Raw genomic sequence first — 16889 nt, forward strand, 5'->3', positions numbered from 1 at the left:
GCCATTTTTAGATGATTTATTTTTTGAGCTTAAAATTAATATTTATTCCATAAGTATGTGTAGGCGGCAAACTGGCGCCTTCAATACCGGCATATTTCAGGTCTGGCGAAAAGCCCGACTCAGGGTCGATATTGTCTGATCGTTTCATGATGGTCCATAAATTGCGGCCAACCAGCGAGAAGGTGATGTTTTCGAAGGGCGTACGGTTTAAAAATCCTTTTGAAAAGGTGTATCCAAAAGTAACCTGTCTCAATTTGATAAACCGGCCGTCCAGAACATTTAATGCCGATACGTTTTGGGCAAGCGCCTGGTAATAGCTCTGCGCTGGGGCGGCAATGGTGTTTTTTTCGCCGTTTGCATTTACACCGTCGCCAATAACACCGCTTTCCCTTCCTGCCAGCGTAAGTTTGTTAAAGCCGCGGTAAATACTATTATAATTTGTTGCCGACAGGATCTTGTTGCCGAAGCGGTAATCTACCAAAAACGAAAGATTTATTTTACCGTAAACGAAAGTGTTATTCAGGCCACCATAAATATTAGGCACCGCGCTGCCCATGGGTACCCGTTTACCGCCCTGGGGCAGACCGTTGTTATCAAAAATTATTTGTCCCTTACTATTGCGTAAATAATCGTTGGCCATAATCTGGGGGCCGGGTAAGCCTTTCACAAGCGCGGTAGTTGCATTTAAAGGGCGGTAGGTGCCGAAACTGATGTTGGCTGATTCCGGTGTGCCATCTGTTTGCAGGATTTTGTTTTGTACGTTGGTGAAATTAAGTGATGTGTTCCAGGTAAAGTTCCTGGTTTTGATAGGGGTGCCGCTCAGTTCGATCTCAATACCATTATTCTGTGTAGATCCGGTAGGGATGAACCTGCGTGCAAAGCCGGTGGCCAGGTCAAGATCTCCTTTAATGATCTCGTTTCTGGTTTTGCGATGAAAGTAAGCCATGTCGATACCCAACCTGCCATTTAAAAATTTGAGCTCGGCGCCTGCTTCCATCTCGGTTAAGGTATAAGGTTTTAAAAATAAGTTGGGCAGGCTGTCGCTAAAACCGCCTATGGAAACACCGTTTATAGAGTTGTAGGTGGTATAGTATTGGGTTGTTACGTAAACATCGGTGGGTTCGCCGCTGGTTTGCGCGTATGATAGCCTTAACTTTCCAAGATCGAGGAAGGGAAGGTGTACCCAATCGGAAAATAAGATACTTGCCGATACCGAAGGCGTAAAGATGCTCCTGTTATCGCTCGGTAAGGTTGAATAGGTATCGTATCGCCCGGTTGTAGAAAGCGTTAAGTAATCTTTCAGCGAAAAATCGGCAGAATAGTAGGCTGATTGCGTTTCGCTGCCTTTGTATGCGTACGAGCTGTTTTTGATACTTACATTGCTGTAGCTGTAAAAATACGGAAGAATGAACGGGTCGCCAAAAAGACGGGTATATTCATAAGTGTTTTTACGAAGGTTGGCGCCTGCGGATAAATCAAAGTTCAATACTTTAGGTATGATATCATGTTTTGCCCCAAGCAGTAAATCTGCATTAAATTCTGAGCGTTGAGTGGATGACTGTTCATCCAGGCCGCCAAGGCCGCCGGGATAGTAGGCCGTGCCGGTTGGTGTAACTGTTTTACGCTTATCGTAAAGGATGTCATCGCCAATACGCAGTTGTGTATAAAACCATTGGTTAAAGTTATACCTGGCGGTGAGCGCGGAGATCAGCCTGCTGCGGCTAACATCATTTATAAATCTGTTTACTGTAAAATAGGGGTTGGTGGTATATGTATCGCCGTTCCAGCGTAACTCACTGCCATCAGAAGTATAGCCGGGCGCGAGTATCGCCTGGTCTTCGTTGGCGGCAAGGTATTGGATGTTATTGACATTGAATGGACTATCGCTTAGGTTGGGCTTTAAGTTGGATGTTTCGTTGATATAATTGGCTACAACGTTGATATTGAGCCTGGATGTAACGTTTTGATTGGCCGACAGGTTGAAAGTTTTCCGGTTGAGGTTGCTGTTGCGTACTATGGAGCCGTTGTTTAAGCTGGATAACGACAGCCTGAAGCTGCCTTCATCGTTACCGCCGCTAAATGCCGCCGTATTGGTAAATGTATAACCTAAACGATAAAACTCGTTGATGTTATTTTTTACCGCCGAATAAGGATAGTAATTACCATCAAACTGAATGGTAGGCTTACCGTCCAGTTTTTCGCCCCAGCCGAAATTGCCTGATGATATAGCGCTTGTTACCGTAGCAGGCCGTATTCCGTATAAGCCCTGGCCGTAGGTGTTTTGATAATTGAACGTGTTGATGGCTCTGTCGGCCTGGTAGTTTGTATTAAATTCCACGCCGAAGGCCGAATTTTTTTTACCCGTTTTTGTGGTAATTAAAATTACGCCGTTAGCCGCGCGCGCTCCGTAAAGTGCCGATGCCGCCTGGCCCTTTAATACCGTCATGCTTTCTACGTCATCGGGGTTGATGTTGCTGATACCATCGCCAAAATCAGCGCCGCCCCATTCATTGGCCGATCCGCGCTGGGTGTTGTCTATCGGTATGCCATTGATAATGAACAGCGGAGCGCTCGCGCCAAAGCTGGTAACGCCCCTTAACAGGATCCGCGCCGACGAAGCCGGGCCGCCGTTTACGCCGTTGATACTGAGGCCGGCAACACGCCCCTCTAACGAATACGCGATGTTGGATTCTTTTGCTTTATCCAATACTTCGCCGTTGATGGTGGTTACCGAATAGCCAACCTTTCGTTCATCTTTATTGATACCTAACGCGGTTACTACCACCTCGTTTAAAACGTTGCTTACCGTAAGCGTAACGGTTAGGGGCATGGGCCCCTCGGGTTTTACATCTTTGGTAACATAGCCCACAAAGCTCACTGCCAATGTAGACTGAGAAGGTGCTTCAAACGAAAAAAAGCCCCTGGCATCGGTGGATGACCCCATGGTGGATCCTTTTACCTTTACTGTAGCGCCTGTAAGCGGGCTTCCGTTTTCGTCGGTTACAAAGCCTTCTATCTTAATTACACTTACAATTTCATCGGCAGGGGCTATTACGATCAGGTGGTTGGCTAATTCGGTATAAGCAAAACCTGAATTGGCTAAAATTTTATCAAGCACTTTGGTAACCTCTTCGCCATTGAAGCTGACATCCGTTGTATTTAATACCGGAATTTTACGTTCACTGTAAACAAAGTGATAGATACTTTGATGCTCAATGGCGGCAATTACCTTTTTAAAATCGGTTGACTTTAAGTTAATGGTGACACGGGTTTGAGAATGTACAGTTAATATAGACAGTAAAATGAAGAACAATATTAACGTAAACCGTATTTTCATTTATGATGATAACCTAAAACCTGGCGCCGACAACTTTTAACGATGCCTAAATTTACATAAAATTTATAATTAGCACAGGTAATAGTATAAAATGATAAAGGGGCTGTATGATTATTGTCAAATTCAAAAGCAAATAACTGTAAATTGATGTACAACCAATAATAAATGGCGACGCCTTAAAATAAGGCGCTAATAGATATAAACGGCTGAGTCCTTGATTTTATAATGGAATTTTTCTGTCAGTTGCAGCGCATCAAGAGCTTCGTTGATACTTTCCTTTTGATAGGTACCCGTAAAGCGATATTTTTTCATGTCGTCGTTTTTAAACTGAATGCTCACGCCGTACCAGCGCTCCATACGATTTGCCAGGTCGGCAAAATTTTCGTCCCTGAAAATAAGTTTGTTTTGTGTCCATGACGTTTCCAGCACAACGTTATCATCCGGGTGTAAACGGGTAAAGCTGGTTAATACATATTGTGTTCCGCTGTCGGCATCCGCCGCAGGGACAAGTTTATCCTGCTTTTTTTGAACGTTAGCAATCGTGCCCTTTTTTACAATCAGTTTTTCACTCGGTTTCAAAATAATCCTGTCCGACGGGCGGTCATCTAAGGTAACTTCAATAGCCCCCTTGATCAGGGTCGTTTCGCTCGACGAATCGTTTGGATATGATTTTACATTGAACGAGGTACCCAATACCTTAATGTTCATTTTTTCGGTATGGATAATAAAGGGGTGGTCGTGATCTTTATGAACGTCAAAAAAAGCCTCGCCGCTTAAATAAACTTCGCGGGTTTTGCCGGTAAAACTGGCAGGATAGCGTAATGAACTTTTTGAGTTGAGCGTAATTCGGGTGCCATCGGTTAAAAGGATGGCTGATTTTTCGCGTACAAAAGTACTTTTGTTTTGCCATGTGCTCGGTTTAAGCCCGGCAGCGCTGTTGGTTGGAGTGCTAAGTTTTGAATAGAAAAAGTAAGAACAACCTGCAACAAGAACAACTGCCGCCGCCGCACGCCATAAATAGAAAAGCGGGCGTTTTTTTAAAGTTCTGGTTTCAGGATGATTTTCGGGGGCAACTTCCTGCGATTTTATCTTCGATTTGATTTTTTGGAAGGCGAGGGCATTATCGGCGTATTCGGTATCGCTGCTTTTCCAATAAGCCGACAGGGCTTCAAACTGAATCCGGTAGCCGCTACTGTTAGCTAAGCAATGCTGAAGTTCTTTCTCCTCGTCAGAGCTGATCTCATTGGATAGTTTTTTGCTTGCCAGCTCTATGAATCTGTCATTGCCCATCGTTAAATAGCATCCTCTTTTTTGATAGGACAACTTTTTTAGGTTAATTACCTACAAGGATAGAAAAAATAATTTCATTATTACAATTATTGATCCTAAAACATTGACTATATTCGATTTAGCAGGAAATTCGAGGTGTTTGTTGTAATGTGTCAAAACGACACTAAGCTTTTTAATTGCCCTGAAAAGCTGGGTTTGTACCGTACGCGGCGAAATGTTTAAAATTTCGGCCACTTCTTTGTACTTCATCCCGTCTTCCTTTATCAGCCTGAAAACAATCCTGCATTGTTGCGGAAGGCCTGCAATTGCCTGGTCCATCCTGAACATCAGCTCCTTGTTTTCAATTTCCTTTTGGGGATTATAGGTGTTTACAAATTCGACAGAATTGGTTTCTTCAATTTGTACCAGATGGATGGTGGAGTACTTTTTAATGTGGTTGAGCGATTGGTTCTTTACCGCTACAAAAAGATAGGTTTCGGGGTTTTGGATATCTGTAAGGTTTTTACGGTTAAGCCAGCATTTTACAAATACATCCGATACAATTTCTTCCGCAATTTCCTTTTGATGCACATAAAGCACACAAAATTTAATAAGCGAGTTGTTGAGCAAGTGGAAAAAAAGCTCGAAAGCGTTCTCATCGTCATCGCAACAAATGAGTTTCCATAACTTTAGCGTATCAACTTTTTTGTCTTTCAAAGCCAAAGATTTTTAATTAATCAACTAAATTTAAAACTTAATAATGGTGTAACAATTATAACACATTAAAACTGAAAAATGAAATTTTTATAGGTAAGTTCGAAAGTTTTTTAAAATATTTTAAAAAGTGTGTAAGCAATACACCTTATAAAGTTGTCAGTAATTTATAAAATAATAGCTTGATGAAACGATTTTTTACGGTATTTCTTTTGGTTTCGGTGTTCTTTAAAACTTTTGGGCAGCAGCATAATATGTCAAAGCAATACGTGCCTGTCGGCGACCCTGTTGTTGAACAAAAAATAGCCAATTGGCAGGACCTCAAGTTTGGCCTCTTTATGCACTGGGGAACATACAGCCAGTGGGGGGTGGTTGAAAGCTGGAGCATTTGCCCTGAGGATGAGGGCTGGACCCAACGCCGCGGCCCTTACGCCGAAACTTATAATGGTTATAAAGCCGCTTACGAAAACCTGCAGACTACCTTTAACCCAACCAGGTTTAACCCCGAAAAATGGGTAAAGGCAGCTAAAGATGCCGGGATGAAATACGTAATTTTTACCACCAAGCATCACGATGGTTTCAGTATGTTTGATACCAAACAAACCGACTATAAAATTACCAGCGCCAAAACGCCTTTTTCAAGCAACCCCAGAAGCAATGTAACCAAAGAGATTTTCAACGCTTTCCGTAAAGATAACTTCATGATCGGCGCTTATTTTTCAAAGCCCGACTGGCATAACGAAAATTACTGGTGGCCATACTTTCCGCCTAAAGATCGTAACGTAAATTATGACCCTGCCAAATATCCTGAGCGGTGGCAAAAATTTAAAGATTTTACCTATAACCAGATCAGCGAATTGATGACCGATTATGGCAAGGTTGATATTTTATGGCTGGATGGGGGATGGGTTCGCCCTAAAAGCAGTATCGATACATCCGTTGACTGGCAGCGTGGAATTAAATTCGATCAGGATATTGATATGGGCCGTATAGCAACAATGGCGAGGCAAAAGCAACCTGGTTTAATTGTGGTTGACCGTACCGTGGCCGGTAAATATGAAAACTATACCACTCCTGAACAGGAAGTACCGACGGTACCGCTTGATCACCCCTGGGAAAGCTGCATTACAATGGGTAACTCCTGGAGCTATGTTCCCGGCGATCATTACAAATCGGTACAGCAAATTGTGCAGTTACTGGTAAAGATCGTATCGCGTGGGGGCAACCTGTTAATGAATATCGGCCCCGGGCCGGATGGTGACTGGGATCCGGTTGCCTATCAGCGTTTAGAAGGCATCAGCCGCTGGATGAAAATTAACGGCGAAGGTATTTATGCCACCCAATCAGTAGCGCCATACTCAACAGGCAATATCTATTACACCAAAGCCAAAAACAGCAACACTATTTACGCCTTTGCTTTGAGCGATCAGGAAAAGGTGGTGTTGCCGGCAACAGTATCTGTAAAACTGAAGGATATTAAAAAAGTAAAAAAAGTAACCCTGCTCGGCAACTCCCAAAAGCTTAAATGGAAACAAGTGGCCGATGGTATTGATATCAGCATCCCCGCAAAATTACAACAAGCCAGCGGGCTGAGCGAAGCGGCGGGTTTTAAGATAGTTTATTAAACACAAGTACAAAACCACGATGTCATTTCGACGAACAGGGCAGGGTAGAGAAGTAGGTGAGGAGAAATCTTATATGTGCGATAAGCGAACTAAGCAAGTCCGGATTGCGAGGCGTACAAGATTTCTCCTCGCCCCTATAACACAAAGCCAGCCCGCTCGTCGAAATGACAAGTTGTTAAGTTAGTTTATCTAACAAAACACCACAAAATATCGCCAAAAATTATAGCTAAATTGTTTTGGCAGTTTTTAATTTTGATCATTCATCCAATCCAAATAAATGACAACAACCCGCACAGCAGGGAAATCTGCATTGTTTAAATTTTTATTAGTAATACCTGTTCTTGGTTTGGGCGTTTTACAAAACGCCATGGCCCAAACCCGCTATGAGCTTAACAGCGGCTGGAAAACTGCTTCGATGAATAGTGTAAAGGATAACGGTATAACCATATCTCAACCTAATTATGATCTTACAGCCTGGAACCCTGCAACTGTACCCGGTACGGTATTGACCAACCAGGTAGCCAATAAACAGGTTCCTGATCCTTTTTATGGCATGAACAATGAAAAGATTCCTGATATATATAAGGTTGGCCGCGATTACTATACCTATTGGTTTGTTAAGGATTTTAAGGAACCCGCGCCAACCGGCAGCAACCAAACTTATTTGAACTTTCGCGGCGTTAACTACAGCTGCGATGTTTTTTTGAATGGGCACAAACTGAACAGCAAGCTGCATAAAGGCATGTTTTTGCGCCAGAGTTATAACATTACCAAATGGCTTAATAAAAACGGCGGCAACCGTTTAGCGGTTATTGTTTACCCGCCCGATGTTGTGGGCAATCCTAACGGCGGCCAGGGTGGTGATGGCACCATTGCCCGCGGTGTAGGCATTCAATACACTGCCGGCTGGGACTGGATCCAGCCCATCCGCGACCGTAATACCGGCATCTGGGATAAAGTAACTATTGAACACACCGGCGCCGTAGTAATTAAAGACCCGCATGTGGTTACGCTGGTTCCGGGCGTACGGATGCCGGAAGGCCCGCAGGCCCCCGCCATTGTACAGGTATCAGCCGAGCTGGAGAATGCTACCGGCGATCCTGTTACCGGAACTTTACAATATAATTTGGATGGTAAACTGGTATCACAACAGGTTACACTTAAGGCCAATTCTAAACAGGAAGTAAAACTGGCCGATTACAGCCTGAAAAACCCTAAGCTGTGGTGGCCAAGCGGCTACGGTCCGCAAAATTTGTATAAGCTTAATTTGCAGTTTGTGGCCGGTGGTAAATTATCCGACCAGAAAGCGATTGAAGTTGGTGTGCGCCAGATCACAACCGAATGGAACGCTAAGACTGAAAGCCGCCAGGTTAATGTTAACGGCCAAAAGATCTTTATTAAAGGCGGTAACTGGATCATATCCGACCAGATGCTGCGTTTTAGCGATGCCCGCTACGATGCCGAAGTTCGTTTTCACCGCGATATGAACCTGAACCTGATCCGTGTTTGGGGGGGCGCATTAATAGAGCGCCCTGAATTTTACGAAGCCTGTGATAAATATGGTTTGCTGGTTTTCCAGGACATGTGGGGATCGGGCGATTGCAATGGCCGCTGGACGGACCCAATGAAACTTGACGACCAATGGACCCGCCGTAAATACCCGGATGATCATGATCTGTATTTAAAATCGATAGAAGACCAGGTAAAGCTGGTGCGCAATTTCCCATCGCTGGCCATCTGGTGCGGCGGCAACGAGATTACGCCGCCTGAGGATATTTTCGCGGCCCTGCGCGATACCATTATGCCTAAGCTGGATAACACCCGTTGGTTTATTCCATACTCAAACTCCGAAGAGATGTCGCGCAATGTGCAGGGGGGTAATGGCGACGGGCCTTACGGTATACAGCCGCTTACAACTTTCTGGGATTACAGAACCTTTCCCTTCAACTCGGAAGTGGGTTCGGTTGGTGTAAGCGATTATGAATCGTTAAAACGTTTCATTCCCGCCGAAAATATGGTTGTGCCTAAGTATGATGCCTCAACCGGTAAAACAACAGCCGATCCGGTTTGGGATTATCACAAATACATTGGTTATGATGGTTTTATAGATAAATACGGCAAAGCCAAAAACGTTGAAGATTTTGCCACCAAAGCCCAGCTGGTAAATTACGATCAATACCGCGCCCTGATGGAAGGTTTCAGTTCGCACATGTGGGATTGGTATACCGGTACCATCATCTGGAAAACCCAAAACCCATGGACAGCCATGCGCGGCCAGATGTATGATTATTACCTTGACCCTAACGCTTGTTTGTATGGCTTACATAATGGCAGCGAGCCCCTGCACATTATGTACAACCAAACCGATGGTATGGTGATGGTTGCTAACAATACCTTTAAAACCCACAGTAATATGTTACTTGTTGCCAAAACTTATGATATGGATGGCAAAGAGAAAATGCTGACCCAGGTTTTTGCCGATGTAACGCCAACTACCACCAAACGCTACCTGTCGTTAAAAAAAGATATTGAAAAAGAGGCGAAAGACAAGGGCGTATTCCTTTGCCTGCAATTGCTAAAATCGGATAAAGAGGTGATCAGCGAAAATATTTACTGGCTACCCGATGCCGATGGTAATTTCTCTGGTCTGCAGAAAATGCCCAAGGGTGATTTAACCGCTACCGCTAAATATACTAAAGAGGGTAAGGTAGAGGTTACGCTGGGCAATCCGGGCAATGTGCCGCTGGCATTCTTTAACCGTCTATCATTGGTTAACGCCGATACCAAACAACGCGTCCTGCCTGCATTTTACAGTGATAACTATGTAACAGTTTTGCCGGGACAAACTAAAAAGGTTGTTATTGACCATAACCCCGGGGCAGATAAAAACCTGGCGGTAACTATTGGTGGCTGGAATGTAGCTGAAAGAACCATCTCTATCGACAAATAACAGGAACCGGATATGAATGCTATTTCAAAATATTTGTGGGCATCGGCCTTGGTTTTAACCTGTGTTGGCACAGTAAGCGCCCAGGAAGCAGCCTCAAAATTCCCGTTGGTCCCTTATCCCGCTCACTTAACAGCAGGAGAGGGTTCATTTACAATCACCGCCAAAACGGGCATTGTAACGTCCAATACTTTTAACACCGAGGCTTATGCTTTAAAGGAATTATTAGGCACAGGTTTAGGTAAACCGGTTGAAGTGAGCAAGGTAAAGAAAGCGCACGCTATTAACCTTATTTATGATGATAGCATAACCGCTCCTGAAGCTTACAGCATGAGCGTTACCAAAGATCAGGTAGTGATCCGCGCGAAAGATCCTGCCGGAGTGTTTCACGCGGTTGAAACTATCCGCCAGTTATTGCCTGCAGGCATTGAGGCAGGTGTTGCGCAAAAGCAACTATCGTTGCCGGTTGTGGCTATTGAAGATGCGCCTGTTTACGGATGGCGAGGCATGCACCTGGACGTGTCGAGGCACTTTTTTTCGGTGGGTTATCTGAAAAAATATATCGACAGGATGGCTTTGTACAAGATGAACAAGCTGCACCTGCATTTAACCGACGATCAGGGCTGGCGCATCGAAATCAAAAAATATCCACTGCTTACCCAGGCCGGGGCCTGGCGAACCTTTAATAACCAGGATTCGGCCTGTATGAAAAAGGCCAAGGATAACCCGGACTTTGTGATCGATAAAGAACACATCGTACAAAAAAATGGTAAAACCCTATACGGTGGTTTTTATACCCAGGCCGAGATGAAGGGTGTGGTAGCTTATGCCGCCGCCCGGCATATCGATATTGTACCTGAAATTGACATGCCCGGCCATATGATGGCTGCCATCAACTCATACCCGTTTTTAACCTGCGATGGGGAAAATAAATGGGGCGAGCTGTTTACCAAACCCATCTGCCCCTGTAATGAAAGTGCCTTTGAGTTTGCCGAGAATGTTTTTACCGAGATTATGCAGGTTTTCCCGTCAAAATACATCCACATCGGTGGCGACGAGGTTGACCGTACTAATTGGGGTAAATCTGACGCCTGCAAAGCTTTAATGGCTAAAGAGGGGATTAAAGATCTGGCTGGTTTGCACAGCTATTTTATTAACCGGATGGAGAAATTTTTCAATTCCAAAGGGCGTAAGTTAATTGGTTGGGATGAAGTAATTGAAGGCGGTATCAGTCCAACGGCTATCATTATGTACTGGCGCACCTGGGTGCCCGATGCACCGGTAAAAGCGGTAAAAAATGGTAACACCGTGATTATGACGCCTGGCGAACCGCTATATTTTGATAACCAGCCTGATCAGTACGCCATCAGTAAGGTTTATCACTTTAACCCTGTACCCAAAGCCTTAAATGCCGAAGAAGCCAAATCGATCATCGGCGCTCAGGCCAACGTATGGTCGGAAATGATCCCTTCAGAAAAACGTGCCGACTATATGGTGATGCCAAGGATGACGGCTCTGGCCGAAATGCTTTGGACGCACAAGGAAAGCGAATATGATTCGTATCTGCAAAGGCTGACTCAACAATACAAACGGATGGATGCCATGAAGATCAACTATCGTTTGCCGGACCTACCAAATTTACTCAACGAATATGTGTTTGCCGATGAAGGCAAGCTAAGCATCGTGCCGCCGCTCCCTGCACTAACCATCCGCTACACTACCGATGGTACTTTGCCAACGGCCAAATCGCCGGTATTGCCATCCCCTTTAGCCATTAAAAAATCTGAACTGGTAAGGGTTGCCGCGTTTACACCAGCCGGTACCCGCGGCGATGTTTACAACCTGAACTATACCCAACAGCAACTGCTTGGCCCTGTTAAAATTGCTTCGCCAAAACCGGGATTAACGGCAACCTACTATAAAGCTTTCTTCAAAAAGACAGCTTTAATGCAAAATGCCAAAGTGGATAGTACTTTTACTACCGACAGGATAGAAGTGCCTGCCACAGTTAACGCGCCATCCTTTGGGATAACCTACAAAGGCTATATAGATGTACCGGCCGATGGTATTTACAGCTTTTATTTAACCTGCGATGATGGCGGCGTACTGTATATTGGCGGCAAAACAGTTGTTGATAACGATGGTAACCACTCGGCGCAGGAACGCAGCGGGCAGGTAGCCTTAAAAATGGGGGCGCATCCGTTCAAGCTTGATTTTATTGAAGGCGGTGGCGGCTTTAAGTTGCTGTTGAAATATAGTGTAAATGGCTCGGCGCCGCAGGATGTGCCACCATCGTGGTTTAAAAACTAATACCTAATTATGAAAAAGTTTACAGGCATTGCCATGTTACTACTGGCAGCGGGTTTAAATGGCTTTGGCCAAACCGCTCCAAAGCCTTACGGACCGCTACCTACACAAGGCCAGCTTAACTGGCAGGAAACCGGGATGTATTGCATTATTCACTATGGGGTGGATACTTATACCAACAAGGAATGGGGCTATGGCGATGAAGACCCGAAAATATTTAACCCCTCGCAGTTCAGCGCGCTGCAAATTGTTGCAGCCGCAAAAGCAGGCGGTTTTAAGGGCGTTGTGGTAGTAGCTAAGCACCACGATGGTTTTTGCCTGTGGCCAACCAAAACTACGGACCATAATATCAGCAAAAGCCCCTATAAAAACGGTAAAGGCGATATTTTGAAAGAATACCGGGAAGCCTGCGATAAGCTGGGTATGAAACTGGGTGTGTACTGTTCGCCATGGGACAGGAATAGCCCTTACTATGGTACGCCTGAGTATGTGAAGATTTACCGCGAGCAATTAAGGGAACTATACACCAATTACGGTCCGTTATTTATTTCATGGCACGATGGCGCTAATGGGGGCGATGGCTACTATGGCGGCAAACGGGAGGTGCGAAAAATTGACCGCTCCACCTATTATGGCTGGGATACCACCTGGGCTATTACCCGCAAATTGCAGCCCAACGCCGTATTATTCGGCGACGTTGGCCCGGATGTGCGCTGGGTAGGTAACGAAGAAGGCCACGCCGGTGAAACCTGCTGGGCAACCTATACGCCCCATGCGCCCGAAGAAGGCAAAATTCCGGCCAATGGTTACGTAAAAGATTACGAGGGCACCGAGGGAACCCGCAATGGCAAATACTGGATGCCCGCAGAGTGCGATGTATCGCTTCGCCCGGGATGGTTTTACCATAAGGCGCAGGATGAAGGTGTAAAATCACCGTACACACTGCTCGATCTGTATTACAAAAGCGTAGGCCGCGGCGCGGCGCTTGATCTGGGTTTATCTCCCGATCCCCGTGGGATCATTAATGAAATAGACGTTAGATCGTTAACTGAATTTGGTAACCTGCTTAAACAAACTTTCGCCGTTAATTTGGCTAAAGGCGCAACTTTAACAGCGAGCAATGTGCGGGGTGGTAATAAGGCAAAGTTCGGTCCGCAGTTTTTGGTGGATGATAACCGGTACAGCTACTGGGCTACCGATGATCAGGTTACCACGCCCGAGTTAACTATTGATTTGCATACGCCGAAAACATTTAACGTTATCCGTTTGAGGGAAAATATCAAGCTTGGTCAGCGGATTGAAGCCGTTGCTGTAGATGCTTATATTGGAGGCAAATGGGAAGAGATCGGTTCGGCAACCAGCATTGGCGGCAACAGGCTGATCCGCTTATCGCAAAATATCACCGCAAGCAAGCTGATGTTAAGGATCACCCAATCGCCGGTAGGTATTGCCCTGAGCGATTTTGGTATTTACAAAGAACCTGTACATCTTACCGCTCCAAAAATCGGCCGCAGCAAAAACGGTGAGATCTCTATCAGTACCGAAGCTCCGGTTAGTGCAATCAGGTATACCTTAGATGGCCACGAACCTACCGCCGCTTCGCCGGTTTACACCAAACCTTTTTTCCTGAATAGCGGCGGTATAGTTAAAGCCCGCAGTTTTGAAGGTAAGGGGCAGCAAAGCGAAAGTACCTACGCTTCCTTTGGTTATGCTAAAGCAGATTGGAAAGTATTGGATGCTACCACAGCCGCTGATGAATGGGGCAGAGCAGAAAACGCTTTCGATGAGAACACCCGTACGCTTTACAACACGCTGAAAAAAAACAACGCGCAATTCCCGCAGCAAATAAGCGTTGATATGGGGAAAGCGCAGAAGATAAAAGCATTCGGCTATTTACCAAGACAGGATAAACAGGCCGATGGCATAGTGGATAGTTATGCGTTTTACATCAGCAACGATGGCAAAACCTGGCAAAAAGTTGCTTCGGGCGAATTCTCTAACATCAAATCCAATCCAATTGAGCAGCCTGTGGCGTTGAAGCAGGAAGTTAGCGCGCGTTATTTTAAGTTTGAGGCGCAGCATGTTATAGCCGGAAACGGAATTACCGTGGCCGAATTAAGCGTATATTAATCATCTATTAAGTATCGGGGTTTATTTTGCAGGTATTATAAACCCGGATCATCATTTAAAATAAAGAATGAAAAAACAACTCGTTTTGGCCGGTTTGCTGGCCCTTGTTAATTTAAGCTCGCAGGCACAGCGGCACAAGTCGCAGCCTATGCAAAAAGCTGGTTTAACACAATACGTCGATCCTTATATCGGCACCGGTTTCCATGGCCATGTGTTTGTAGGGGCAAGCGTACCTTTTGGCGCGGTGCAGTTAGGCCCAACCAATATTTCTGAAGGCTGGGACTGGTGCTCGGGCTACCATATTTCTGATTCCACCATTATCGGCTTTCAGCATACACACCTCAGCGGTACCGGCATCGGCGATCTGGGTGATATTTCTTTTATGCCCACAACCGGTGCTATCAATGTGTATAAAGGCAGTAACAAGGATCTGAAAAGCGGCTATGTATCGCTTTTTAGCCACAAAGACGAGGTTGTAAAACCCGGCTATTATAAGGTGAAACTTAAAAAGTACGATATCGGCGTTGAGCTAACCGCCAGCACCCGAGTAGGCATGCACAAGTACACCTTCCCCGCGTCAAAAAACGCGCACATTCTCATTGATTTGCAGGAGGGGATAGGCTGGGACAGGCCGGTGGAAACCTACATTAAGCAGGTTGATAAAAACACCATCTGCGGCTACCGTTTTTCAGAAGGCTGGGCCCGTGACCAGAGGATCTATTTCACCGCTGTATTTTCAAAGCCTATCAAAACATTCACGGTTTATGATAGTACAGCCAGCGTAAAAGGTACTGAGCTTAAAGGCGTAAAAGTGAAAGGCGTGATCAGTTTTGCTACCACTAAAGGTGAGGTGGTTTATGCTAAAGTGGGTATCTCGCCGGTTAGTGCGGAAAATGCCATGCTCAATATCAAAACCGAAATACCGGGCTGGGATTTCAATAAAGTGGTTGCCGGTGCCGATGCATCATGGAACAAGCAGTTGAGCAAGATCACCATTAAGGCTGATTCATTATCACAAATGAAGAAGTTTTATACCGCCTTGTATCATACCATGATAGCGCCGTCAATTTTTAACGATGTGAACGGCGAATACTGGGGAACCGATAAAAAGGTACATCAAAACGTGGGTTTTAATAATGTAACTACTTTTTCGTTATGGGATACTTACCGTTCAAATAACCCGCTTTCAACCATTATCCATCCGGAGCATGTGAATGATATGATCAACTCCATGCTGGCCATTTACCAGCAGCAGGGCAGCTTGCCGGTTTGGCATTTAATGGCCAACGAAACCAATTGTATGGTGGGGTACAGCGCCGTACCGGTTGTTGCCGACGCTTTGTTAAAAGGTTATAAAGGTTTTGATACCAACCTGGCTTACGAGGCTATGAAAACCACAGCCATGGCCGATGACCGCGGCATTAAATACGTTAAAAAGTACGGCTACATTCCGGCCGATAGCAGCCGCGAATCGGTATCGATGGGCCTGGAATATGCCATTGATGATTGGAGCCTGGCGCAGGTAGCCAAAAAATTAGGCAAAACACAAGACTATGCCTACTTCAGCAAACGTGGTGCCTATTACAAAAACTACTACGACCCGAAGGTTGGCTTTATGCGTGGCCGTTTATCGCAGGATGCCTGGCGTACACCTTACAGCCCTTTTATCTCCATTCATGAAACCGGCGACTTTACCGAGGGTAACGGCTGGCAATATACCTTTCTTGTTCCGCAGGATGTGGAGGGTTTGATTGATATGCTGGGCGGCGTTGATAAATTCAATACCAAGCTCGATTCGTTGTTTATTGCTGAGGGTGATATGGGCAAATTCAAATCGCCGGATGTATCTGGTCTCATCGGTCAGTACGCTCATGGTAACGAGCCAAGCCACCCGATGAGCTATTACTACGCCTACTCGGGCAAGCCCTGGAAAACTGCCGAAAAGGTAAGGTTTATACTTGACGATTTTTACACCGACAAGCCGGATGGTATTATCGGTAACGAAGACGTTGGTCAGATGTCGGCCTGGTACGTATTATCGGCCGTTGGTTTTTACCCGGTTAACCCGGCTAATGGTATGTATGTATTCGGCAGCCCGGTAGTTAACGAAGCCACGCTGCAATTGCAGGGGAATAAAAAATTCCATGTGGTGGTTAAAAATAACGGACCAAAAAACAAGTACATCCAGGCTATGACGCTTAATGGCGCTAACTATACCAAAACCTATATTAAACATACCGATGTGATGGCCGGTGGCGAACTGGTGATCACGATGGGCGATAAGCCGGGTACTGTTTGGGGTGTTGGTGAGGCTAATAAGGCTGTTTCGGTGTTGAAATAAAACACACTTTCATTCCTCTACTGCTTGTAATTTCGACGAGCAGTGGGCGGGAAGGAGCATTAGGGCGAGGAGAAATCTTACGCGTGCGACCTGGCAATTTGCTTATCGCTCGTGTAAGATTTTTCTTCGCCCTTTCCTTTTCGTACGCTTCACCCGTCGAAGTGACAAAGAGAAGATTATATCCATATGATAATCTCTAATCAAAACTTAATCTCGCTT

At 45.3% G+C, this 16889-nt stretch carries 8 protein-coding genes; 5 read left to right on the forward strand and 3 right to left on the reverse strand.

All coding sequences use genetic code 11. The features are described 5' to 3' along the window. Positions 1 to 16: 16 nt before the first annotated feature. The 3 genes from LX99_RS06870 to LX99_RS06880 all read right to left on the reverse strand — a co-directional run bounded on the left by LX99_RS06870 (position 17) and on the right by LX99_RS06880 (position 5323). Entirely contained in the window at positions 17 to 3337 is a 3321-nt protein-coding gene (locus LX99_RS06870) for a SusC/RagA family TonB-linked outer membrane protein (protein WP_109607189.1), read from the reverse strand. A 189-nt stretch (positions 3338 to 3526) separates the two neighbouring features. Continuing rightward, on the reverse strand, positions 3527 to 4627 hold the full coding sequence (locus LX99_RS06875) for a FecR family protein (RefSeq protein WP_109607190.1): 1101 nt from the start codon (positions 4625 to 4627) through the stop codon (positions 3527 to 3529). A gap of 51 nt (positions 4628 to 4678) precedes the next feature. Next, on the reverse strand, positions 4679 to 5323 hold the full coding sequence (locus LX99_RS06880) for an RNA polymerase sigma-70 factor (RefSeq protein ID WP_157446218.1): 645 nt from the start codon (positions 5321 to 5323) through the stop codon (positions 4679 to 4681). 182 nt (positions 5324 to 5505) lie between these two features. On the opposite strand from LX99_RS06880, the gene LX99_RS06885 reads away from it, so the two are divergent. From LX99_RS06885 to LX99_RS06905, 5 genes are all read left to right on the forward strand, one after another. Beyond that, on the forward strand, positions 5506 to 6945 hold the full coding sequence (locus LX99_RS06885; protein ID WP_109607191.1) for an alpha-L-fucosidase: 1440 nt from the start codon (positions 5506 to 5508) through the stop codon (positions 6943 to 6945). Between the two features lie 277 nt (positions 6946 to 7222). Next, positions 7223 to 9895 (forward strand): glycoside hydrolase family 2 protein, encoded by a 2673-nt coding sequence (locus LX99_RS06890; RefSeq protein WP_109607192.1) that lies wholly within the window; start codon positions 7223 to 7225, stop codon positions 9893 to 9895. Between the two features lie 12 nt (positions 9896 to 9907). Continuing rightward, positions 9908 to 12202 carry a family 20 glycosylhydrolase gene (locus LX99_RS06895; RefSeq protein WP_109607193.1) on the forward strand — a complete coding sequence of 765 codons (2295 nt, stop codon included), beginning with the start codon at positions 9908 to 9910 and terminating at the stop codon, positions 12200 to 12202. Between the two features lie 9 nt (positions 12203 to 12211). Continuing rightward, a complete protein-coding gene (locus LX99_RS06900) occupies positions 12212 to 14329 on the forward strand; it encodes an alpha-L-fucosidase (RefSeq protein ID WP_109607194.1) in 2118 nt (705 codons plus the stop codon). A 67-nt stretch (positions 14330 to 14396) separates the two neighbouring features. After that, positions 14397 to 16670 (forward strand): GH92 family glycosyl hydrolase, encoded by a 2274-nt coding sequence (locus LX99_RS06905; RefSeq protein ID WP_109607195.1) that lies wholly within the window; start codon positions 14397 to 14399, stop codon positions 16668 to 16670. Positions 16671 to 16889 lie beyond the last annotated feature (219 nt).

It is taken from the genome of Mucilaginibacter oryzae, from assembly GCF_003148845.1.
Taxonomy (GTDB): domain Bacteria; phylum Bacteroidota; class Bacteroidia; order Sphingobacteriales; family Sphingobacteriaceae; genus Mucilaginibacter; species Mucilaginibacter oryzae.

Excerpts from the sequence above, each read along its gene's own strand:
- LX99_RS06870 (WP_109607189.1), bottom strand. The coding sequence starts at position 3,337 with ATGAAAATACGGTTTACGTTAATATTGTTCTTCATTTTACTGTCTATA.
- LX99_RS06875 (WP_109607190.1), bottom strand. The coding sequence starts at position 4,627 with ATGGGCAATGACAGATTCATAGAGCTGGCAAGCAAAAAACTATCCAAT.
- LX99_RS06885 (WP_109607191.1), top strand. The coding sequence starts at position 5,506 with ATGAAACGATTTTTTACGGTATTTCTTTTGGTTTCGGTGTTCTTTAAA.
- LX99_RS06890 (WP_109607192.1), top strand. The coding sequence starts at position 7,223 with ATGACAACAACCCGCACAGCAGGGAAATCTGCATTGTTTAAATTTTTA.
- LX99_RS06895 (WP_109607193.1), top strand. The coding sequence starts at position 9,908 with ATGAATGCTATTTCAAAATATTTGTGGGCATCGGCCTTGGTTTTAACC.
- LX99_RS06900 (WP_109607194.1), top strand. The coding sequence starts at position 12,212 with ATGAAAAAGTTTACAGGCATTGCCATGTTACTACTGGCAGCGGGTTTA.
- LX99_RS06905 (WP_109607195.1), top strand. The coding sequence starts at position 14,397 with ATGAAAAAACAACTCGTTTTGGCCGGTTTGCTGGCCCTTGTTAATTTA.